The organism is Aquibium pacificum (assembly GCF_040839445.1).
Classification (GTDB): domain Bacteria; phylum Pseudomonadota; class Alphaproteobacteria; order Rhizobiales; family Rhizobiaceae; genus Aquibium; species Aquibium pacificus.
This window is the reverse complement of record NZ_JBDPGJ010000003.1, coordinates 734,981-756,460: the sequence shown is the minus strand read 5'-3', so window position 1 is coordinate 756,460 and position 21,480 is coordinate 734,981. Positions and strand designations below refer to the sequence as shown.

Sequence of the window (21,480 nt, the reverse complement as noted above, 5' to 3'; positions counted from 1 at the left end):
CCGCGCGCGGGTGTGCCGAGAACGCAGTGCGTTTCCGGAAAAAAGTAAACTGTCCCCGGTGGAATCGCCGCGCGCTCACGACGTGTCGGGACTTTCGAGCGCCCAGAAGGCAAGCGAGTGCGCCTCGACCAGAATGGCATGCACATCGTGGGTGGGTTTTCGGCGGCCGCCGGGCGGACGGCCGTGGCGCAAGGGCGAGATCCGGCCGAAGGCCTGGCGGCGCCTTGCCGGCGTCGTTCGCGCGCGGTCGGCCAGGCGGGAACGCGCAAGCGCCGCGGCGTTGCGCGCGTTCCAGCGGCGGAAGCGCAGCACTTCGCCGTCCATGTCGTCGAGGGCAGACGCCAGGGCGCGGATGCGCAGGACGAGGCGCGTCGCGTCGATCCGGTCCTGCGGGGCCGGCAGGGGCAGGTTGCGGGGGCGCAGCGGCTCGACGACGCCCGGCACCGTGATGCGCGGCATGTCGCGCTCGGCCACGCGGCGCACACGCAGTCGGCGCTCCGGGTCGGTGAGCGGCAGGCGCAGCGGATGCGGGCCATGCGGCCGGCGGGCGCGGCGTTTCATGACGAATGCCGGGGCGGGCGGCAGCGCGGCTTGCGATCCGCCGGCGGGCTGCGCCGGGGGAATGGCCTGGACCGCGAGCGCCAGCGCGATCACCAGCCGCCGCGCGGCCGCCTCGGCCGGACGCACGATGCGCAAGAGGGCGCGGTGGCGGAAGCGCGCCAGCGTTGGGCGGTCTTCGGCGAGAGCGGCGACGTCGGCGGCCGGATCCGTGCCGGCGCCGACCATGGCGACGAGCCCCGCCACGATCTTTCGTAGCGCCGCCCCCTGCCTTTCGATCCCTGCCTGCCAGTCCATGGTGATCCTTCCGGTGTTCGGGAGAGGATTATGGGGTGGGGTGGTGGGGGTGTGGATAAAAAGGGGGAATGGGGAGTGGGGGGGCGAGATGGTGGAGGGCGGTTGACCCGCCCCGAGCAATTACTTGCCCGAAACACTATGCCTGCTATTTTCTCGCGTCAGGACAAAAGGAGAGGCACTTGGATTCTTCAGTCATAGTAGGCAACGCAATAATCGCGCTGCCTTTTTCTCTTGCGGTTATGTTCCTTTGGCGATCCGCAAGGAGACAGAAGGAAGGGCTGAAAGCCTGTCTCGATAATACCAGGGCGCAGGACGAGAACACCGCAGCGATCCGTGACCTCATCGGCAAGCTGGAGGCGAGGAAGCAGATTTGAAGCGGAGAACATTCAACGGCCGGTGCGGGTGGGATTGAGACAGTCTGCTTTAGGAAGGCGAGGCTGGTAAAGCGGTCATACTGATGGCCGCCGCACTTCCACATCAACGCGTCCATCTCTACTGTTCTGCCTTGTTCAGCGTGCCCCGACACCTCGCCAGCGGCCATCCTGCCGCTGATGATAACGGCGGTCCTTCAATAACCGCTTTGGCACTATTGGCATCTTCGCGTACACAGGCCCGCGAGTGCTTTCCTTGAAATCACTTCTTCATAACTAGCAGGCCGGACTTCTCCACATGCGCCTGTCCTGTCGGCAATATCTGGACAGTGCCCCCTATCTCGTCAAAATTGACCAACACCTTGTTGTGCAGATCTCTTAGGACTTTGCGTCTGAAGTCGGTTCCATTCTTATAATCTACCCACGATTGCAGCTGTGCTGCCGAAACTTTTTTGCTTTCAGCATACAGCAGGATCAGTACCTTCTGGCCCGACGTTCTCGCCGGTTCCAGTACGCGTCGAACGTCACCACTCGACCAGACAATCTGAAAAGTTCTAGCGGTGACCGCTTCGACAACAGCGTGTGAATCTGCCAGCGGGAGTTGCGAATAATTGCGAACCAGTTCGCCCATCACCCACTTCATGCCGCGCAGGAAAAACTCTGCGTCCATGTGGTTAGCGCAAATCTCGGCAGAGACATGGCCAATCGCTCTGTTGTTTCGAAGCTCGTAAAGCGCTGTCAACGCCTTCGGCACCTGCATACAAAGCGAGCGCCCTTTAGCATCGTTGTACTGCTCTAAATCGCGACATGCCTGTGGGAAATTGCCCGGTTTCGACGGGCTTATCGCATATGTTCCGGTCGCATGACCTGCACATATACAATACGCGATCTCGCAGAACTTCCCTGCTTTAAGGCCAACTTTCTCCCAATCTGCTGCGCGGTATTCGTCGAGGGCTTGCTCGAACTCCTCTATCAAGGGATCGCGTAACCCATCAGGAATGGTTTTTAGGGCATCCTTGAGGCTAGGTAAGCTCAAAGGTCACCCACGATCCCAATAATACTGCCAAGATCCTTTTCCAACCTTTGTTCTCTGGATATTGCCCCTACCGAACATCGTGCTTGTGGCAGCGCCAACTTGACTGAGGTTGTGCGTCCAACCTTTGGATTTCAGAGCCTCTACGATATCCGCTGCAGAGCGATGTTGTTTGAAGAATCCTTCGTCTTTCAAAACTTGAATTCGAGCCGGACACGATTGACCAGCAGGCGGCTGCTTAACTGATTTTCGGACGCGTTTCTTAGATGTCTCAGTCGCATCGGTTGATAATTCATCGGCGACATCGCTTGCCTGATCAGTGATTGTTTCATTGTTGGCCGTGGTTCTCGGACGACTTCCGAACCCCACTTCCTCAATCAACGGGAATAGCTTTCCGAGAAGACCTTCAACGAAATCCTTCTCACCTTCGATCTCGACCACGCCAGCAGGTGCGTCAATATGAACCCTGTTCGTCATAATCCCCCCTACGATCGCGAACTGCATCTTTGCCTGAGCATCGCGAAGGATCAAGCATTTGCTTCGTGTTCTAACTTCCCGGGATCCTGAAGATCGTCGAAGCGCAATATTTCGGTGAACTAGTGCCTTCCCAATTTCGCTATTAGATATCCGCCATCACACGCACGCCCCCGATGTCCTCGCACTGCAGTGTCGAACGATCGGCCGGTTTCGAACGACCCCTAGTCCAGCCGGAATGACTTACTTGGGGTCGAAACCTGACGATCGAAGACACCGAAGCAGGATGGACCACGCGACGCACTCGCCTCTGCCCTCCCGAGCTTTCGTCGAGGGGCGGGCATCTCCCCCTCAAGGGGGAGATTGGCGGCGTCGGCGCCTCGCGGTCGCGTCCAACCTTTCCTACCGGGCGGGGGGAGAGGGGGCTTGCGAAGCAAGACGGTGACGTGGGTGCCTCCTTTGGCGGGCCATGCGCGGATATCTGGACCCGGCGGGTGGATGGGGAGAAAGGATGCGGCGATCTGGTGCGTCCTTCGAGGCTCGCCCGCCTCGATTCGTGATCGCATAGCAATATCGCGCGGGCTCGCACCTCAGGATGAGGAGCGTTTGTTGGTGCCGAGCGCGTTGGATCGGCGGACCAACCCTCCTCTAAAGAGAGAAGGAAGAAAGGCGGTCGCATCTCGCGAGGCGCCCCCCTCTGCCCTATCGGGCATCTCCCCCTCAAGGGGGGAGATCGGTGGCGGCGGCGCCTCGGCTTTCCTTTTACCCTTGAGGGAGAAGGTAGATATGGCCGCATCTCGCGAGGCGCCCCTCTCTTTCGGCTGCGCCGACATCTCCCCCACGAGGGGGGAGATTGGACGCGGCGGCGCCTCGGCTTTCCTTTTCCGCTCTTGGGAATAGGTAGATGTGGCCGCATCTCGCGAGGCAGACCCCGTCTGCCCTGGCGATCCGGCCCTTTACTTTCGCTTCGGGCGTTCGGTGCTCTTAAAGCCAAATCGTTGGCTTTCCGTCCGCTGCGCGGACTGCACCTCACCCCCTCAAGGGGGAGATTGGCAGCGTCGGCTTCGCGTCCGGACGACGGCGGACGAGCGGCATCGGACTCAGTCCTGGCTACCGGTCGGCTCGGCCATGGCGTAAAACTGCCGCGGTGTGACAGGCGACGGTAGGGCGGCTGCGATGGCTGAGGTTCTCGAAACGGCGTTCGATACCAACCGGGCGATGTGGGACGGGCGGGTGGCGGCGCATCGGCGGGATGCGACCGGGTTCTACAGGGTCGAGGACTTCCTGGCCGGCGAGGACGTGCTCTATCCCATCGAGGCGGCCGAGATCGGCGACGTGCGCGGGTTGCGCATCGCGCACCTGCAATGCCATTTCGGGATCGATTCCATCTGCCTGGCCAGACGCGGCGCCGACGTCACCGGGCTCGATTTTTCCGCGCCCGCCATCGCGGAGGCGCGCGCGCTCGCCGGGCGGACGGGGGTGGACGCCCGGTTCGTCGAAGGCAACGTCTATGACGCGCGACAGCACCTGGAAGGGGCGTTCGACGTCGTCTACACGACGTGGGGGACGATCATCTGGCTGCCCGACGTCGCAGGCTGGGCGCGGGTCGTCGCCTCGCTGCTGAAGCCGGGAGGCTTCCTCTATTTCGCCGACGCGCATCCGGCAATGCTGTGCCTCGAGATGGTGGAGGGGCGCATCGTGCTTGGTGCCGACTGGCGCACGCCCGTGGACCGGCCGCTCATGGAGACCAGCGACCTGACCTATACGGGCGACCAGATCGCGCCGTCGACGAGCTGCGAATGGATCCATCCGCTGGGCGACATCGTGACGGCACTGCTCGATGCCGGGCTGCGGCTCGACCGGCTGACGGAGCACACGCGGCTTCCGTGGCCGCACTTTCCCGACATGCGGGAGGACGGGGACCGGATGTTCCGTCTGCGCGAGGACCAGGTGCAGCTGCCGCTGGCGGTTTCGATCAAGGCGACGAAGCCGGGGGGCGGGGGGTGAGGGGGTGAGGGCGCACCGTTTTCCTGCATCCGTACCCGGGCCGGGCCTGCTCCCAAACCCTCCGCACAAGGGGAGGAGGACAATGCGGCCGCATCTCGCGAGGCGCCCCCCTCTGTCGCCTCCGGCGACATCTCCCCCACAAGGGGGGAGATCAGCGGCCGCAGCGTCGCGGCTCCGATCCTCGGCTCTGGATTCCGGGTTCCGCTTCGCGGCCCCGGAATGATGAAGCGCGAGGGTGAGGTGGGTTGCGGCGGATGGCCGTCGCCGGGGCTACATGCGCACCCGCTCGGCCTTCGGGTCGTACATCGGCTTGAGCGAAGCCTCGGCCGCGTGGCGGGTGCCGGCGATTTCGATTTCCCAGGTGGAGGAGAGGAGGTCGGTTTCGGTCTCGCCGCGGCAGGGCACGTAGCCGAGGCCTATTGCCGCGCCGAGGTGGTGGCCGTAGTTGCCGGAGGTGACGGTGCCGACGATCCGGCCGTCGCGGACGATCGCCTCGTTGTGGAAGATGAGCGGCTCGGGGTCGGCGAGGCGGAACTGGACGAGGCGGCGGTCGAAGCCGGCCTCGCGCTTTGCCAGCACTGCGTCGCGGCCGATGAAATCGCCCTTGGCGGTCCTGACCGCGAAACCGAGGCCGGCTTCCAGAACGTGGTCCTCGTCGGTGATGTCGTGGCCGAAATGGCGAAAAGCCTTTTCGATGCGGCAGGAATCGAGCGTGTGCAGGCCGCAGAGTTTTAGCCCGACATCCTGCCCGGCTTCCTCGATCGCCTCGAAGACGTGGGCGGCCTGGTCGGTGGGCACGTAGAGCTCCCAGCCGAGCTCGCCGACATAGGTGACGCGGTGGGCGCGGGCCAGCCCCATGCCGATCTCGATCTCCTGCCAGGTGCCGAACGGGTTTGTCGCGTTGGAGAAATCGTTCGGGCTGACGCGGGTGAGAAGATCGCGCGAGGCGGGCCCCATGACGCAGAGCACCGCTTCGGCTGCGGTGACGTCGGTGATGACGGCGAAGGCGTCGCCGACGTGGCGGCGCAGCCAGGCGAGGTCGCGCTGGAGGGTGGCGCCGGGCACGATAGCCAAGAAGGCGGTCTCGGTGAGGCGCGAGACCGTGAGATCGCTCTCGATGCCGCCGCGGGCATTGAGCATCTGGGTGTAGACGATGCGGCCGGCCGGCACGTCGACGTCGTTGGCGCACAGTTTTTGCAGGAAGGCGCAGGCGTCGCGGCCCTCGACGCGGATCTTGCCGAAGGAGGTCATGTCGAACAGGCCGACGCCGTTGCGCACGGCGAGATGTTCGAGGCGCTGGTTGCCGAACCAGTTCTGGCGCTTCCAGGAATAGCGGTATTCGCGCTCCTGGTTCTCGCGCGCGAACCAGTTGGCGCGCTCGAAGCTGGCGACCTCGCCGAAGACGGCGCCGCGCGCCTTCAGGTGCTCGTGCAGCGGCGAGCGGCGGACGCCGCGGGCGGACGCCATCTGGCGATAGGGGAAATGGTCGGCATAGAGCAGGCCGAGCGTCTCGGTGACGCGCGCCTTGAGATAGCGGCGGTTCTTCTGGAAGGGCTGCGCCCGGCGGATGTCGACTTCCCAGAGATCGAAGGGCGGCTCGCCGTCTGCGATCCACTGCGCGAGCGCCATGCCGGCGCCGCCGGACGAGACGATGCCGATGGAATTGTAGCCGGCGGCGACGAAGTATCCACCGAGTTCGGGCGCCTCGCCGAGATAGTAGCGGTCGTCGGGGGTGAAGCTTTCGGGGCCGTTGAAGAAGGTGTGGATGCCGGCGGTGGCGAGCATGGGCATGCGGTTGACGCCCATTTCGAGGATCGGCTCGAAATGCTCCATGTCCTGCGGCAACTGGTCGAAGCAGAAGCTTTCTGGGATGCCGTCCATGCCCCAGGGCTTGGCCACGGGCTCGAAGGCGCCGAGCATCATCTTGCCGGCGTCCTCCTTGTAGTAGGCGCACTCGTCGGGCACGCGCAGCACCGGCAGGCGCGACAGGCCGGGGATCGGCTCGGTGACGAGATAGAAGTGCTCGCAGGCATGCAGCGGGACGGCGACGCCATTCTGCGAGGCCAGGTCGCGCGCCCACATGCCGGCGCAGTTGACGACGATGTCGGCCGCGATCGTGCCGGCCTCGCCGTCCTTTTCCCACGAGACGCCGGTGACGCGGCCGTTTGATTGGGCGACGGCGGTGACTTTTGCGCCTTCCACGATGGTGGCGCCGCGCTGGCGTGCGCCTTTGGCCAGCGCCATGGCGATGTTGGCGGGATCGCACTGGCCGTCGAGCGGCAGGTGCACGGCGGCGACGACGTCGGCGACGTTGAGATGCGGGTACATCTCCTTGACTTCGTTCGGGGAAATCTCGCGCACGTCGACGTCGAAGGCGCGGGCGAGCGAGGCCTGGCGGTAGATTTCCTCCTTGCGCTCCTCCGTCAGCGCGACGGTGATGGAGCCGACCTGGCGCATGCCGGTGGCGACGCCGGTCTCAGCCTCGAGCTTCGTGTAGAGATCGGCGGAGTACTTCGCCAGCCGGGTCATGTTCTGCGAGGCGCGCAGCTGGCCGATGAGGCCGGCCGCGTGCCAGGTGGTGCCGGAGGTCAGCTGCTTGCGTTCGAGCAGCACGATGTCGCTCCAGCCGAGCTTGGCGAGATGATAGGCGACGGAGCATCCGGACACGCCGCCGCCGATGATGACGGCGCGGGCCTTAGCGGGGAGGGCGGTCATGCCGCCGTCCTCTCGTAGCCTGCCGCGAAGCGGCGGAGGCGGGCGGCGGCTTCGGCGAGCACCGGTTCGGGCTGGCACAGGCTGATGCGGATGTGGCCGCGGGCGGCGTCGCCGAAGCTCGATCCGGGCATCACGGCGACCTTCTCGCGTTCGAGGAAGGCCCAGGCGAAGGCCTCGCAGTCGGGCTCGATGGCGGAGACGTCGAGCATGACGTACATGCCGCCCTCGGAGCCGCGCACGCGGATGCCGTTCATGCCGCGCACCTCGGCGAGGAAGGCCTCGCGGCGGCGGCCGTAGGTGTCGGCGATCTCGGCCACGCCGTAGTCGTTCTCCAGCGCCTCGATTGCGGCGCGGCTGACGAAGTCGGTCAGCCCGTAGGTGGTGACGAGGTTGAGGCTGACCAAGAGCGCGACCATGTCGGCCGGGCCGGTCAGCCAGCCAATGCGCCAGCCGGTCATGCCGTGGCTCTTGGACATGGAGTTGATGACAAGCGTGCGTTCGGCCATGCCGGGCAGGGCGCGCGGCGAGAGGTGGCCGGCCGCACCCGGAAGCGTCCAGTAGACCTCGTCCGACAGGAGCCACAGATCATGGCGGCGGCAGATGTCGGCGATGCCTTCGAGGCATTCGCGCGTGTAGGCGGCGCCCGTGGGGTTGTTGGGGGTGTTGATGAGGATGGCGCGGGTGTTCGGCTTCACCGCGGCCTCGATGTCGGCGGCGGTGGGCTGGAAGCCGTTTTCGGCCTTCGCCTCGACGATGGTGAAGGAGGCGCCGGCGGCGCGAAAGGTGCCGGGATAGGTGGCATAGTAAGGGGAAACCATGATCGCGTGGTCGCCGGGATCCATCGTCGCCTGGACGGCGGCGTAGAGCGCCAGCTGGCCGCCGGGGGTGGCGATGACTTCGCTGGACGACGTCTCGACGCCGGTGCAGCGGGTCGAGACCGCCGCCATGGCCGCGCGCAGCCGCGGCAGGCCCGGCAGCTGCGTGTAGTGGTGGTAGCCCGCCTTCACGGCCGCCACGCAGGCATCGACGGTCGACTGCGGCGTGTCGAAATCGTGGTCGCCGACCGAGAGCATCATGATGTCCTCACCGGACTGCTTGCGTGTCATCGCGGCGAAGTGCAGCTCCCAGCCGTCCTTGCCGGACGGCGTGATGCCGGCGATGCGAGAGGAGGGGCTAGGCATGAAACGCTCCGATGTCGTGGCCGGCCTCGGCCAACCTGTCGCGCAGCCGCGCGATGTGTTGCGGGCCGACCTCGCAGCAGCCACCGACGATCGTCGCGCCCTGGCTGATCCAGCCGAGCGCGAAATCGGCGTAGGTGTCCGGGCCGAGGTCCGCGCGCGCCTCGAGTTCGGCCACGGTGCCGCCGAGTTTCAGCGGCTCGATGGCGGTGAAGCCGTTGGCGTAGGCGCCGACCGTGCCGCCGAGAGCCGAGAGTTCGGGCATGGCGCGGTCCACCGCTTCCGGCCAGCTGCAGTTGACCATACGGGCGGCGAGCGTCAGGTGTGCGACGGCCCGCGCCGCATCCGCGATGGTTTCGCCGCTTCGCAGCCGTGGCGCACCCTGGTCTGCGAGGGTCCACGACAGCCACACCGGCTTGCCGCTTTCGCATGCAGCCGTCGCGGCGGCGAGCCCTTCTTCGGCGGAGGCCATGGTCTCGCACAGGATGAGGTCGACATGCTCCGCCTGCCGGGCGACGATGCGCCGATAGATGGCCAGCGTCTCGTCGAAGGGCTGCCGCAATTCCGGCTGGTACGAGCCGAACAGCGGCGGGAGGCAGCCGGCGACGGCGCAGTCCGTGCCGACGGCGTCGCGCGCCTCGCAGGCAAGGTCGATGGCGCGTTGCTGCAACGTCCCGAACATGTCGCCGACGCCCTCGCGCTCCAGGCGTTCGGGGGTTGCGGCATAGCTGTTGATGGTGACGACGCGCGCGCCGGCGCGGATGAAATCGGCGTGGAGATCGCGCACGAGGCCGGGCTGGTTCATGAGAATTTTCGCCGACCACAGCGGCGTGGGCTCGGCGCCGGAGCGCCGCAACAGTTCCTGGCCCATGCCGCCGTCGGTGAGGATGATGGAGGTCACACCCGGTTCCTTCCGTCCGTGGATAAGGCGCTGCCAGCGATCACCAGCCGTCCGCGCCCGTCGAGCAGGGGCGCGACATCGCCGTATCCAGCGATCATCGGATGGGACGTCTCCAGCCGGTGCATGTGTGTCGCGGTGACGACGACGACCCGCGCGCCGGCGGCCTCGGCGGCCTGGATGCCGGCCGGTGCGTCCTCGAAGACGAGACAGTCGCCAACCGCCTGGCCGAGCCGTTCTGCGGCGAGCAGGAAGCAGTCGGGTGCAGGCTTGCCACGACTGACATCCTCGCCGGTGATCATCAGAGGCGGGACGGGAAGGCCCGCGGCTTGCAGCCGGCGCAGCGCGAGCCGGCGCGGCGCGGAGGTGACGATCGCCCATCGGCCGGCGGGCAGGGCGGTCAAAAAGGCGGCCGCTCCCGCGATCGACACCACCCCCTCGACATCGTCGATCTCGGCTTGCGCGAGCGCCTCCGCTTCGGCGGCGAGGTCGATGTCCGGCAGATTCAGCTGCCCGATCGTCTCGATCGCGCGCTTGCCGTGGATGGTCGGCAGGAATGCGGCGACGTCGATGCCGTGTCTCGTGGCCCAGATCGACCAGACCCGTTCGGCAGCGGCGATAGAGTTGAGGATCGTGCCATCCATGTCGAACAGGAAGGCGCCGAAACTCTCGTCGGGAAAGGGCAGGGTCACGCGCGCAGCCTCTCGTTTGCCGGATCCCACAGCGGTCCGTCTTCCTGCACGGTCGCGGAGAAGCGGTCGCCGAAGATCTCGATCTCGACGCGGGTGCCCGGCACGGCGAGGTCGGCGCGCAGCATGCCGAGCGCGATGGATTTGTCCACCCTGTGGCCCCAGCCTCCTGACGTCGTCTCGCCGACGATCTTCCCGTCGTGCCAGAGCGTCGACATGTAAGGCGCGTCGCATTCGCCGGGCTGGTCCACGACGAGCGTCGCGAAGCGCTTGGCCACGCCCTGCTGCTTTTCGGAGAGCAGGGCGGCCTTGCCCGTGAAGTCCGGCTTGTCCCATTTCACGAAGCGTTCGAGCCCGCCCTGGAGGATGGTGTAGTCGGTCGAGAGGTCGCCCTTCCAGGCGCGATAGGCCTTTTCGAGCCGCAGCGAATCCAGCGCGAACATTCCGAAGGGTTTCAGTCCGTGCGCCTGGCCGGCCTGCCAGACGGCGTCGAAGATCGCGGCGGTGTCGTCGACCTTGCTGTGGAGTTCCCAGCCGAGTTCGCCGGCGAAGGAAACGCGGACAAGCTGGAGCCAGCGGCCGGCGATCTGGCAGGACTGGTGGTTGAGCCAGGGCTTCGTCAGCTCGGCGTCGGAGACGTCGGCCATTATGGCGCGGGAATTCGGGCCGGTGAGGATCTGGCAGGAAAAATCCTCGGTGACATCTTTCAGCGTGATCTGAGTCGCTTGCGGGAGGTTCTTCGCCAGCCACTCGAAATCGTGCCATTGCGCAACGGCGGCGGTGATGAGGAAGAAGAAGTCCTCGGCCAGCGCCATCACCGACATTTCGGTGACGATGCGACCCTTGTCATCGGCGAAATAGGCGAGCCCGATGCGGCCGGGCTTCGGCACGGTGCCGGTGATCAGCGACGACAGCCATTCGCCGGCGCCCGGCCCCTGGAGGCGGAAGCGCGAGAAGCCCGGCAGGTCGAGGATGCCGGCGGCATCGCGCACCGCCAGACACTCCTCGCGAATGCGTGGCTGCCAGGGTCCGTCGCGGCGGAAGGTCTGGGTCGCTCCCGCGGACGTGTCGTCGCCAGGTTGGGCGTACCAGTTGGCGCGCTCCCAGCCGTTGTAGGCGCCGAACTGCGCGCCGAGGGCGGCGATGCGGTCGTGGATCGGGGACAGCTTGCGCCCGCGCCCGGCCGGCCAGGAATGGCGCGGGAAGTGGATGGCATATTCGTGGCCATAGACCTCCATGCCCTTGGCGACGGCATAGTCCGGCGCGGAGGCGAAGGCGGTGAAGCGGCGCGGATCGCAGGACCACATGTCCCACTCGGTCGCGCCTTGCGTGACCCATTCGGCCAGCACCTTGCCGGCGCCGCCGGCCTGGGCGATGCCGAAGGTGAAGACGCAGGCCTCGAAGGCGTTCGGCACGCCCGGCATCGGCCCGATCAGCGGGTTGCCGTCCGGTGCATAGGGGATCGGGCCGTTGATGACCTTGGAGAGACCGGCGGTGCCGAGGATCGGCACGCGGGCGACGGCGTCCTCCAGATAGGCTTCCAGGCGCTCCAGGTCGTCGGCGAAGAGCTGGAAGGAGAAATCGTCGGGCATCGGGTCGTCGGCGCTCGTCCAGTGAGCGCGGCAGTTGCGCTCGTAGGGGCCGAGGTTCATGCCGTTCTTCTCCTGGCGGAGATAATAGGAGACGTCGACGTCGCGCAGCAGCGGCAGCTTGCGGCCGGCTTCGCGGCTCCAGGCGGCGAGTTCGGGGATTTCCTCGAACAGGATGTACTGGTGGCTCATCACCATAATGGGCACGTCGCGGCCGAACATCTTTCCGACCTCCGCGGCGCGGTAGCCAGCGGCGTTGACGACCTTCTCACAGCGGATCTCGCCCTTTGGCGTGGAGACCACCCATTCCGTGCCGTCGCGGCGCACGCTGGTGACGGGACAGAAGCGGACGATGGTGGCGCCCATGTCGCGCGCGCCCTTGGCCAGCGCCTGCGTCAGCTGCGCAGGATCGATGTCGCCGTCGGCCGGATCGTAGAGCGCGCCCTTGAGGTCGTGGGTCTCGATGAAGGGGTAGTGCTGTCGGATCTCGTCGGGGCCGAGAACGTCGATCTCCATGCCCTGGTAGCGGCCCATGCCCTTGACGCGCTGGAACTCGCGCATGCGCTCGGCCGTGTGGGCGAGCCGGACCGAGCCTGTGACGTGGTAGTTCATCGGATAGTCGACGGCTTTCGCCAGCCCCCGGTAGAGCTCGGCCGAATAGCGCTGCATGTTCATCACCGACCAGGAGGACGAGAAGGTCGGGACGTTGCCGGCGGCGTGCCAGGTCGAGCCGGAGGTAAGCTCGTTCTTTTCCAGGAGCACGCAGTCGGTCCAACCGGCCTTGGCCAGATGGTACAGCGACGACACGCCGACGGCGCCGCCGCCGATGATGACGACGCGGGCGTGGGAAGGCAGGTCAGCCATGGCTCGTGTCCTCGAAGGGGAAGGGTCGTTGCATCGGTTTGGCTCAATAGACCGGCGGCGAGATCGCCCAGATGACCACCGCGGGCTCCGGGCCCGGATTGTGCCAGCGGAAGGGTTTTTCCCTGAAGCGGAAACTGTCGCCGGGTCCGAGTTCGTGCCAGGTGCCGTCGATCTCGACGTCGAAGCGGCCGGACACGACATAGCCGGCTTCCTCGGTCTGCCGGAGCGACGGTTGGGACAGCCGCGCGCCGGGCGCGAATTCGGATCGCACCAGCTCGAAGCTGCCGCCGAGATCGGGGGAGAGGAGTTCCTCGGTGAGGCCACTCTCGCTGGAGCCCAGCAAGCGGCGGCGGCCGGCGCGCACAACGACGCCCTTTTCGCGCTCGTGCGGCGCCTCGTGGCGGAAGAACAGGCCAAGCGGCACGCCGAAGGCCTGCGCCAGCCGCTTCAGGTCCTCGACCGAGGGATCGGACAGGCCGCGCTCGACCTGGCTCAGCCAGCCCACGGAGCGGTCGAGCCGCGCGCCGAGATCGGCGAGCGTCATGCGGCGCGCCTTGCGCAGGGCGCGCAGGTCGCCGGCCAGAAGCACGTCACCCGACGGGTCCCGCATGCCGCTCCTCCATGAAAAAATCCTCGCGAATTTCATCAACAGCGGCGCGATGAAATTTTCAAGCTGTTTTTCAGCGGCTATGATAGGCGGGCCGCCGTATCCGGGTCCTGTGCCCGCAGGTCGTCCGTGATTGGACCAATCGCGTCCGATGTGCAAAGGAGGTCGGACGGAACAGGGACGTGGGCATGCTGGCTCCAGACAAGCGAAAAGAGACGATCGACGAGGCGGACATCGTCGACGAAGCGATCACTTCGCGCCGTTCCGTGCGCGCGTTCCTGCCCGATCCGGTCGGCGAGGAGACGATCCGGGACATCCTGCGGGTGGCGAGTCGTGCGCCGTCCGGCACCAACATGCAGCCCTGGAAGGTCTGGGTGTTTTCTGGCGAAAAGAAGCAGGAGATCACCGACGCGATCATGAATTCCGGCATTCGCGCCGAAAAGGCCAAGTGGGACGAATACAAGTACTATCCCGACCAGTTCTTCGAACCCTACTATGGGCGGCGCCGCGCGGTCGGGTTCGCGCTCTACGGCGCGCTCGGCATCGGCAAGCGCGATGTCGACCAGATGCGCGCCCAGCACGACCGCAACTTCGTGTTCTTCGACGCGCCGGTGGGCATGATCTTCACCATCGACCGCCGGCTGAACCACGGATCGTGGATCGACCACGGCATGTTCCTGCAGTCGATCATGATCGCGGCGCGGGGCAGGGGACTGCACACCTGCCCGCAGGCCGCCTTCGCGCCCTACCACCGGCAGATCCGTCCGGTGCTCGGCATTCCCGACGAGGAGATCGTCACCTGCGGCATGGCGCTCGGCTACGAGGATACCTCGAAGCCGGAGAACCGGCTGCGCACGGAGCGCGTGCCGCTGGAGGAGTTTGTGACGTTCGTGAAGTGAGGGCCAGCGGGCGAAGGTAAAGGCGCGGCTGTATGCTGGAGACACTGAAGACCTGTGCAGGATTTCTCTCTGTCTGGCTGGTTCTTCCTTATGCAATATCAATAGATATTCCATTTGTTGCGGGTAGATATGTTGTGGATGTATTTCAACTTGATCCTCGTTCATTTGAGCGTCACAATCAAAAGGCAGGCTTAAGATAGGAATGTTGAGCTATGAAAATCGCCATAGTTACCATTGCCGCCGCCTTGATTTCGGCATTGCTTTCCTCTCCATTGGAAGCAGTGGATCGTCCGCCAAACATGACGGCGCAAGAGCAAAAGCGCTATTGCGATGCCACGCGGCAATGCCGCGCAGAAATTAAGAAAAATCGTAATCTCTTCTGGGTCCACTGCATGGAGAAAAAAGGGTTTAAGACGAAGACTGGAGATGGCTACCGCATTTGTGGCAACCGGTAATTGCTTCGCCTACTAGAAAGAATGGCGGCTTGGCTTGCACTAGCCCACGCCCAGTCAGCGACGGCGCCTAAGCGAACGCGCGCGACAAAGTCCTGTTTGCGGCGATCCCAGTTGACATCAAGATAGACAATCTGGGCCGCGACAAGCACTTCGTTGCAGATCAAACCGCCGCGAAGCGGCTTGCTTACGAATTTAACTGCAGAGAGATGTCACTGTTTCACGAAATCCCCAGCAGTGCTGCGCGCAGGCCATCCGGGTCGGCGATGCCTTTTTCCAGTTCGGCGTGCCTTTCCCGCCAGATTGGAACGGCGCGCGAGAGCGTCTCTCGGCCGGCGTCGGTCAGGGTGAGGAGCCGGCCGCGGCGGTCGTCGGGGTCGACGTCGACCGCAAGCAGGCCGCGTCGCTCCAGCGTCTTCAGCGCCGCCGTCAGCGTCGTGCGGTCCATCGCGAGCAAGGCGGCGACCTCGCGCATGCGCGCCGGGCGCGGGCGGTTGAGCGACATCAGGAGCGAGAACTGGCCGTTGGTGAGGCCGACGGGACGGAACGCCTCGTCGAAGAGGCGCGCCAGCGAGCGGGCCGCGCGCTGCACGTGCAGGCACAGGCACGCATCGCGGACCTCGATCGTCGTTGCGAAACTCGGGGATTGACCTTTTGACATGGCCTATTAAAGTTGATATCAACATAAATGTCCAGCGGGCGTCCTGAGGGGGCGGGGAACGCCTCGGTACCGTTGAACGAGAGGAGGACGCCGCATGGCGAAACGCGTGATGGTGCTACTCGGCACCAAGAAGGGGCTTTTCATCGCCGAGAGCGACGAAGCCCGCAAGGACTGGTCGCTGCGCGGCCCCTACTGCAACACATGGCCGATCAACCATGCCGTCGCCGACCCGGCGACCGGCGCGATCCATGCGGCCGGCGGCAACGAATGGTTCGGCCCGGCGGTGTGGACCTCCATGGACCTGGGCGAGACCTGGACGCATTCCAGCGAGGGTCTGGCCTACGCGGAGGGCGAGGAGCCGGTCGCCTCGGCCTGGAGCCTGGCGCCCGGCCATGGCGGGCTCTATGCCGGCGTGCAGCCGGCGGGGCTTTTCCATAGCACGGACGGCGGCAAGGGCTGGAGCCACGTGCAGGGCCTGCGCGACCATCCGACACGGCCGCACTGGAACCCGGGCGGCGCCGGGCTGATCCTGCATTCGCTGGTGCCGCACCCGCAGGACGAGAACCGCATGTGGGTGGGCATCTCGTCGGCCGGCGTGTTCGGCACCGACGATGGCGGCAAGACCTGGGAGCCGCGCAACAAGGGCACGCGGGCGGACTTCTTCCCCGAGGACCAGCGCTACCCCGAATTCGGGCAATGCGTGCACTGCGTGGTGCTGGCGCCGGGCGCTGACCAGTTGCTCTACCAGCAGAACCATTGCGGAATGTATCGCTCCGACGACGGCGGGCGAAGCTGGGAGAGCATCGAGGAGGGCCTGCCCTCGTCTTTCGGTTTCCCGACTGCCGCGCATCCGCGCGACCCGAAGACCGTCTACATGATCCCACTCAACGGCGCCGAACTCGGGCGTTTCGTGCCCGATGCCAGGGCTGCCGTGTGGCGCACGCGCGACGGCGGCGAGAGCTGGCAGGATTTGCGCGCCGGCCTGCCGCAGGAGAACGCCTATTTCGGCGTGCTGCGCCAGGCGATGGCGACCGACCGGCTGGAGCCGGCGGGCGTCTATTTCGGTACCGGAGGCGGCGAGTTCTACGCCAGCGCCGACGAGGGCGAGACCTGGGCGCCGGTCGCCGGCCACCTGCCGGCGATCTCGTCGGTGGAAACCTTCGTGCTGGATAGCTGAGGCCGCCGATGGGCAGGCAGGACGACATGTCGGGAACGGGCGGGCGCGCGGCGGCCGTGCGCGCCGCGCTCCCGGTCACGGTGAAGCTGTCGCCGGTGCTCTGCGACCTCTTTCCGGGCTCGCGGCGCGAGGTGACGATGGCCGCGGCCTCGGTCGGCGAGATGATCGACGAACTCGACCGGCTGTGGCCCGGCATGGGCGACCGCATCCGCGACACGCGTCCGGCCATCCGCAAGCACATGAACGTCTTCGTGGAAGGCGAGCGGGCGACCCTGAAGACATCGCTTGCGCCCGGCGACGAGGTCTACGTGCTGACCGCGATCAGCGGGGGGTAGAGTCACTCCCCGGTTCGGTCGCATGTGCGGACTGCCGCTCACGAACGGCCGGGCGGTCGGCCAGGATCGCGGCAAGCAGGACCGCCATGGCCAGGACCGAAATCCCGGTCCGTACGACGTGCCAGTTCCACCAGACATCCCGGATCGTGCCCCAGTCCGCCGGCAGGGTATCGGCGGTCCATGTCATCACCTGCGCATTGATCGGCTGGTTGAAAATGCGCGTCGCCAGGCCGCCGGCGATCATCAGGCATATCGCGCAGACATAGAGCCAGAAGATCATGCCTTTTCCTCGTGCGAGCCAGGCAAGCGCGGCAACGAGAGCGATCGAGGCGAGGGCGATGCCGGGCAGCAACACGTTCAGCCCGCGCACCGCGCCCTGATGCATCTCGACGAAGGTGTTCGCCGAATAGGCCAGTGGGTTGTAGCCGCGCCAGATGCCGAAGACACTCCCCGCGACCATCGAGAAGAGCAGACCGGCGAGGAACTGCAGAGGCACGACCAGAGCGTTCATGAGAATCTCCAGGTTCCGGCCGCGCCGGACTTTTGGCGAAGAAAGGGGATACGGCTAGGATGATGCTGTAACGAATACAGTGGTACTGTAGTGAAATAATGACGGATGTAAAGCCTCCCCGCAGGACTTATCGATCGCCCAAGCGCGCGCTCCAGGCCGCGGAGACGCGCGAGAGCGTGCTTTCGGGGGCTCGGGACCTCTTCCTCTCTGAGGGTTGGTCGAAAGCCACAATCGCGGCAATTGCTACGAAGGCAGGCGTTTCGAACGAGACCGTCTACGCCACGTTCGGCAGCAAGACTGCACTCCTGGAAGAACTCGTCATCCGCGCAGTGCGAGGCGGTGCGTCCGAGACGCCGCTGCCGGAGCAGTCGATACCCCGGCGGATAGCCGCCGAGATGAGCCAGTGGCGCCAGATCGAACTGTTTGCGCGCGACATCGCATCCGTGCTGGATCGTGTTGCGCCGCTGATGGACGTCGCGCGCACGGCCGCGGCGACCGACCCATCGATCGCGGACCTCTATGCCGGGTTCCACCGCGGGCGACGCACGAACCTGGAATGGTTCGCCAACGCGCTTCTGCGGAACGGCCCGCTCAGGGATGCGATGGACGCCCGGCAGGCGGGAGAGATTCTCTGGCGCATGGCGAGCCCCGACCTCTACCTGCTGGTGCGCCGGCAGGAGGGGCTGTCGCAGGCGGCCTATGCCGACTGGCTGGCGCAGACCTTGAAGCTCTTGCTCCTTGAGGGAGAACAGTGAGGGCGGAGCGGCGGGAAATGATCGACGAGCTCGACCGCCACTGTCCCGGCATGGGCGACCGCATCCGCGACACGCGGCCCGCGATCAGGAAGCACATGAACGTGTTCGTGGACGGCGAGCGGGCGGGGCTGGCAACGCCGCTGGCGCCGGGGGCGGAGGTGTGGTGAGGGCGATCAGCGGGGGTGAGAGGCTGGTGGTGAAAATTCAACGCTTGATACCGGGTCGGATTTGGACTGGTGGTGACGCCGCGGCGGTGGTCCAGCTATCGGCGATGATGGCGCGAAAGCTGCCGTTGCCAGCCCGCCCACCTCTGGGCGGGATCGGGACCGAACGCTGATTTGCAGGTTCGGTACGAAGTCGCTTGGCAAGCGGACGTTCGTCGCACTTTGCTGGCCCGGTATCACCAGCGCGACATTGACGGCTTCCCGGGACCTCACCCGCGCGAGGAGCAGCAGGTCGCGCGTCAAGAACCATCGCCGCTTCGCACCAGACGATACTTCCGGAAGATCGATCCCGCGTATTCGACCTCCCCCACGAAGCGGGCGCCCAGCCGGGCGAGCGCGCCCAGGTTCCGGCGGGAGGGCGCCAGCAGAAAGGTGATGCTGGCTATCCGCGAATCGGTCTGCGCAAAGTCCATCGCCTTGCGCGTAACCGCGGTGCCAAGCCCGAAGGCTTCGCTGCGGAGGACCAGGCCGAAATCCCACTCCTCCCCTTCCTTCTGAAAGCCCCCCCAGCCGATATAGCGTCCGTCGGCGAAGAAGGCCCAGTGGCCGAGGCCATCCCGTTCCCAACAGGCTTCCTTGGCAGCGACGAAGGCTTTGACCTCGGTCTTGCCCCAGGTGCCGGTCAGGAGCGGCATGTGGTCGCGAAGGCGCGGCTCGGACATGTGTTCAAGCAGCTTCGCGAGCGGCACCTCGCTGAGCCGCCCGAAGCGGAGGGTGGCAGCCGCTCCGGTCACGCCGAATATCGCGTTGCGGTGTCGGCCGGCACCATCATGCGCGACAGCGCACCGCCCCGACGCTGAAGGAAAACCGCGAGCAGATCCCCATAATCATCCGCAACTGCCGCTCGGACGGAGGGCCGGGCCGCGAGCGACGAACGCCAGGCCGTCACCCGGTCAAGGCCGTGCAAAATGCCGAAGTCGCCGATCCGGTCGAAGGTTTCAAAGTAGCGGAAGACAGGTGCGAAGACCGCATCCACCAGACTGAAGGACGCCCCAGAGAACCAGGGCCCGGTGCCAAGCTGGCCTTCCATGATCTTGAACCGGGCGCGGAGTGCGGCCGCCTTCGCCTCCAGCGTCGCGCTATCGGGCGCAGAATAGAAGCCCGCTATGTCGTTCAAGCATTCGGAGCCGAACCCGATCCAGGCGCGATGCCGCGCCCGTTCGAGCGGCTCCGGCGGATGCAGGGGATCCGGCGTCGCGTCTTCGAGGTACTCGAGAATTGCGGCGGATTCGAAGAGTGCCGTGTCACCGACTTTCAGCACCGGCGTCCGTCCCAGGGGAGAGAGCGCCAGAAACCAGTCGGGCTTGGCGGCCAGGTCCACGGTGATGCGCTCGTGCGGAACGCCCTTCTCCGCGAGCACGATGGCGATGCGCTGCACATAGGGGCAGAGCGCGTGGCTGACGAGAGTGATGGAATGGGTCATAGGGGTCTCCTGTTGCCGTTGGCCGAAACCGGCCCGCGCGAAGCGGTGCGCGGGCCGGTTTCGCTCATCTGGCGTCAGAGGTCGGTGGCAGCCGTGTGCTCGATGCTGGTCCAGTTGCCCTCGGCCTTCGCGATCGTACCGGCCTGGTCCTTGAGATAGGCCTCGTACACCGCCTTGTTGAGGAAGACGTAGAGCTTGTCGTCCTTCACCGCCGCGAAGCTCGGGTCGCCGTCGAACTTCTTGCCGACCGAGACACCGAAGGCACAGAAACCGCCATACTGCGGCACATAGCGCGCAGGGTCCGCCTCGAACGCATTCAGGTTCTCTTCCGAGGCGAAGTAGTAGGCGACCCCGTCATGAGCCGCCGCGAAATCGGCATCGCCTTCGGCGTTGGTGCCATGGTCCAGCAGCGCGACGGGATCGGCGCCATGCAGCCCCAGCGGTGCACCGCCATAGGTGAGGCCGGGGGCGACGTTGGCTTCGTCTGCGGCAAAGGCGGGACCGAAGGTGCACAGCGCCGTGAGCGCGGCAGCGATGTAAGTGATCTTGCGAGACATGGGTCGTTACCTTTCCAAGAGGGTTGAGGGCCGCCGTTTCGGGCCCGTTGGACCGTCCGACGAGACGGCGGGCCACAGGACCGAGCCCGGTGCCGCATCGAAGGCCTGTCCCTTAGACCGCATAGCTTCGGGCCTGTTAATGCTGGATAGTTCGCGTTTCTTGTCAGATCGTTCGGTCTGGTGGACGAACGAAGAAAGCTGTGCGAAGAATGTCGGTATGTTGGATCTGTTAAGCGACATCCTCACCCGCCTCTCGCTGCGAGGCACGCTCTACTTCCGGACGAGCTTCACAGAGCCATGGGGCCTGCGGGTCCCCGCCTTCCGTGACGTGGCGCGGTTCCACTTCGTACACCGCGGCGAGGCGCTGGTCCGGATCGACGGGCTGACCGCGCCGGTGCATCTTGCGCAAGGCGACCTGATCGTAATCCCGCACGGAGAGGCCCACGTCCTGGCCTGCCGCCACACCGGTCCCGAGGAGGCATTGCCTCTGGATGACGTCCTCTCGCGGTCGGGATTTCGCGGCTACGGAACGCTGGTTTGGGGTGGTGAGGAAAGCCCCCGGGATACGCAGCTCATCTGCGGGCACTTCGCCTTGGCCGAGGGATCGCGGCACATTCTATTCGACCGGCTCCCTCCGTTCATTCATCTGCGCGGTTATGGCGAGGAGGCAGGACCCTGGCTGGAGGCCACGCTCAAGGTCATCGGGGCCGAGGCCGGGGGCGCCCGGCTCGGCGGCGATCTCATTGCCCTGAAGATGTCCGAGGCGATCTTCGCCCAGGCGATACGGGCCCATATCGAGCAGGCTCAAAGGATCGATTGCGGAATCGCGGGCTTCGGCGATCCCCATCTCGGACGCGCGCTGACCGCCTTTCACCGGGCGCCCGCAGCCGATTGGACGGTGGCGAGCCTCGCCCGCGAGGCCGGGCTGTCGCGGACGGGATTTGCCGAGCGCTTCTCGGACCGGCTGGGCGTCACGCCGATGGCCTATGTGACGTCATGGCGAATGCAGATTGCGCGTGAGGCGCTTTCGGCGCGGGGGCTGTCGGTCGCGGAGGCGGCCGAAATCTCGGGCTATGCCTCGGAATCCGCCTTCAGCCGGGTCTTCAAGAAGGAGATCGGTGTGTCGCCGGCAGCCTTTCGGCAGGGCGGCTTCGCGCGTCGCGAGGCGGCATAGCGATACGTCCGAAAATTCGGACGTTCTGCAAT

The 21,480-nt window shown here is 65.8% G+C and carries 23 protein-coding genes; 9 read left to right on the top strand and 14 right to left on the bottom strand.

The genetic code is table 11. From position 1 onward, the window contains the following. Positions 1–75: 75 nt before the first annotated feature. Positions 76–855 (bottom strand): hypothetical protein, encoded by a 780-nt coding sequence (locus ABGN05_RS16125; RefSeq protein WP_367955054.1) that lies wholly within the window; start codon positions 853–855, stop codon positions 76–78. 179 nt (positions 856–1,034) lie between these two features. On the opposite strand from ABGN05_RS16125, the gene ABGN05_RS16120 reads away from it, so the two are divergent. Beyond that, complete coding sequence (locus ABGN05_RS16120) at positions 1,035–1,229, top strand: hypothetical protein (protein WP_367955053.1); 195 nt, start codon at positions 1,035–1,037, stop codon at positions 1,227–1,229. Between the two features lie 259 nt (positions 1,230–1,488). On the opposite strand, the gene ABGN05_RS16115 is transcribed toward ABGN05_RS16120, so the two are convergent. Next, complete coding sequence (locus ABGN05_RS16115; protein ID WP_367955052.1) at positions 1,489–2,262, bottom strand: hypothetical protein; 774 nt, start codon at positions 2,260–2,262, stop codon at positions 1,489–1,491. A gap of 3 nt (positions 2,263–2,265) precedes the next feature. Continuing rightward, positions 2,266–2,790 carry a hypothetical protein gene (locus ABGN05_RS16110; protein ID WP_367955051.1) on the bottom strand — a complete coding sequence of 175 codons (525 nt, stop codon included), beginning with the start codon at positions 2,788–2,790 and terminating at the stop codon, positions 2,266–2,268. Between the two features lie 1,119 nt (positions 2,791–3,909). On the opposite strand from ABGN05_RS16110, the gene ABGN05_RS16105 reads away from it, so the two are divergent. Further along, positions 3,910–4,740 carry a class I SAM-dependent methyltransferase gene (locus ABGN05_RS16105; RefSeq protein ID WP_367955050.1) on the top strand — a complete coding sequence of 277 codons (831 nt, stop codon included), beginning with the start codon at positions 3,910–3,912 and terminating at the stop codon, positions 4,738–4,740. 270 nt (positions 4,741–5,010) lie between these two features. Here the strand turns inward: ABGN05_RS16105 and ABGN05_RS16100 are convergent, their stop codons facing one another. The 6 genes from ABGN05_RS16100 to ABGN05_RS16075 are packed head-to-tail and all read right to left on the bottom strand — an operon-like array spanning position 5,011 to position 13,283. Beyond that, positions 5,011–7,455, bottom strand: coding sequence for a GcvT family protein (locus tag ABGN05_RS16100; protein ID WP_367955049.1), 2,445 nt, complete (start codon positions 7,453–7,455; stop codon positions 5,011–5,013). Continuing rightward, the gene (locus tag ABGN05_RS16095) at positions 7,452–8,636 is read right to left on the bottom strand and encodes a pyridoxal phosphate-dependent aminotransferase (protein WP_367955048.1); all 1,185 of its coding nucleotides are present in this window, start codon (positions 8,634–8,636) and stop codon (positions 7,452–7,454) included. The genes ABGN05_RS16100 and ABGN05_RS16095 overlap by 4 nt, the downstream gene beginning before the upstream one ends. Further along, positions 8,629–9,534, bottom strand: coding sequence for a homocysteine S-methyltransferase family protein (locus tag ABGN05_RS16090; RefSeq protein ID WP_367955047.1), 906 nt, complete (start codon positions 9,532–9,534; stop codon positions 8,629–8,631). Before ABGN05_RS16090 ends, ABGN05_RS16095 begins: the two co-directional genes overlap by 8 nt. Further along, entirely contained in the window at positions 9,531–10,223 is a 693-nt protein-coding gene (locus ABGN05_RS16085; RefSeq protein ID WP_367955046.1) for an HAD-IA family hydrolase, read from the bottom strand. The genes ABGN05_RS16090 and ABGN05_RS16085 overlap by 4 nt, the downstream gene beginning before the upstream one ends. Further along, complete coding sequence (locus ABGN05_RS16080; RefSeq protein ID WP_367955045.1) at positions 10,220–12,673, bottom strand: GcvT family protein; 2,454 nt, start codon at positions 12,671–12,673, stop codon at positions 10,220–10,222. Before ABGN05_RS16080 ends, ABGN05_RS16085 begins: the two co-directional genes overlap by 4 nt. A 43-nt stretch (positions 12,674–12,716) precedes the next feature. Continuing rightward, positions 12,717–13,283: a helix-turn-helix domain-containing protein gene (locus ABGN05_RS16075; protein ID WP_367955044.1), complete on the bottom strand. Its 567-nt coding sequence runs from the start codon at positions 13,281–13,283 to the stop codon at positions 12,717–12,719. Positions 13,284–13,468: 185 nt separating this feature from the next. On the opposite strand from ABGN05_RS16075, the gene ABGN05_RS16070 reads away from it, so the two are divergent. Then, complete coding sequence (locus ABGN05_RS16070) at positions 13,469–14,179, top strand: nitroreductase (protein WP_367955043.1); 711 nt, start codon at positions 13,469–13,471, stop codon at positions 14,177–14,179. 212 nt (positions 14,180–14,391) lie between these two features. After that, positions 14,392–14,634 (top strand): hypothetical protein, encoded by a 243-nt coding sequence (locus tag ABGN05_RS16065; RefSeq protein WP_367955042.1) that lies wholly within the window; start codon positions 14,392–14,394, stop codon positions 14,632–14,634. Between the two features lie 217 nt (positions 14,635–14,851). On the opposite strand, the gene ABGN05_RS16060 is transcribed toward ABGN05_RS16065, so the two are convergent. Further along, positions 14,852–15,292 (bottom strand): MarR family winged helix-turn-helix transcriptional regulator, encoded by a 441-nt coding sequence (locus tag ABGN05_RS16060; RefSeq protein WP_367955041.1) that lies wholly within the window; start codon positions 15,290–15,292, stop codon positions 14,852–14,854. A 94-nt stretch (positions 15,293–15,386) separates the two neighbouring features. Here ABGN05_RS16060 and ABGN05_RS16055 point away from each other — a divergent pair, with 94 nt between their 5' ends. Both ABGN05_RS16055 and ABGN05_RS16050 read left to right on the top strand, forming a co-directional pair. After that, positions 15,387–16,469 carry a WD40/YVTN/BNR-like repeat-containing protein gene (locus ABGN05_RS16055; protein ID WP_367955040.1) on the top strand — a complete coding sequence of 361 codons (1,083 nt, stop codon included), beginning with the start codon at positions 15,387–15,389 and terminating at the stop codon, positions 16,467–16,469. 8 nt (positions 16,470–16,477) lie between these two features. Then, positions 16,478–16,804: a MoaD/ThiS family protein gene (locus ABGN05_RS16050; RefSeq protein WP_367955039.1), complete on the top strand. Its 327-nt coding sequence runs from the start codon at positions 16,478–16,480 to the stop codon at positions 16,802–16,804. On the opposite strand, the gene ABGN05_RS16045 is transcribed toward ABGN05_RS16050, so the two are convergent. Then, positions 16,791–17,315 (bottom strand): anthrone oxygenase family protein, encoded by a 525-nt coding sequence (locus tag ABGN05_RS16045; RefSeq protein WP_367955038.1) that lies wholly within the window; start codon positions 17,313–17,315, stop codon positions 16,791–16,793. The genes ABGN05_RS16050 and ABGN05_RS16045 overlap by 14 nt on opposite strands. A 98-nt stretch (positions 17,316–17,413) precedes the next feature. On the opposite strand from ABGN05_RS16045, the gene ABGN05_RS16040 reads away from it, so the two are divergent. Beyond that, on the top strand, positions 17,414–18,070 hold the full coding sequence (locus ABGN05_RS16040; RefSeq protein WP_367955037.1) for a TetR/AcrR family transcriptional regulator: 657 nt from the start codon (positions 17,414–17,416) through the stop codon (positions 18,068–18,070). A gap of 17 nt (positions 18,071–18,087) precedes the next feature. Beyond that, on the top strand, positions 18,088–18,237 hold the full coding sequence (locus ABGN05_RS16035; protein ID WP_367955036.1) for a MoaD/ThiS family protein: 150 nt from the start codon (positions 18,088–18,090) through the stop codon (positions 18,235–18,237). A 296-nt stretch (positions 18,238–18,533) separates the two neighbouring features. Here ABGN05_RS16035 and ABGN05_RS16030 read toward each other — a convergent pair whose 3' ends face one another. The 3 genes from ABGN05_RS16030 to ABGN05_RS16020 form a co-directional block, all read right to left on the bottom strand. Then, entirely contained in the window at positions 18,534–19,028 is a 495-nt protein-coding gene (locus ABGN05_RS16030) for a GNAT family N-acetyltransferase (protein ID WP_367955035.1), read from the bottom strand. Further along, positions 19,025–19,717, bottom strand: coding sequence for a glutathione S-transferase family protein (locus ABGN05_RS16025; protein ID WP_367955034.1), 693 nt, complete (start codon positions 19,715–19,717; stop codon positions 19,025–19,027). The genes ABGN05_RS16030 and ABGN05_RS16025 overlap by 4 nt, the downstream gene beginning before the upstream one ends. A gap of 74 nt (positions 19,718–19,791) precedes the next feature. Beyond that, the gene (locus ABGN05_RS16020; protein ID WP_367955033.1) at positions 19,792–20,274 is read right to left on the bottom strand and encodes a YHS domain-containing (seleno)protein; all 483 of its coding nucleotides are present in this window, start codon (positions 20,272–20,274) and stop codon (positions 19,792–19,794) included. A 217-nt stretch (positions 20,275–20,491) separates the two neighbouring features. Between ABGN05_RS16020 and ABGN05_RS16015 the strand changes: the two genes are divergently transcribed. Then, positions 20,492–21,448, top strand: coding sequence for an AraC family transcriptional regulator (locus ABGN05_RS16015; protein ID WP_367955032.1), 957 nt, complete (start codon positions 20,492–20,494; stop codon positions 21,446–21,448). Positions 21,449–21,480: the final 32 nt, after the last annotated feature.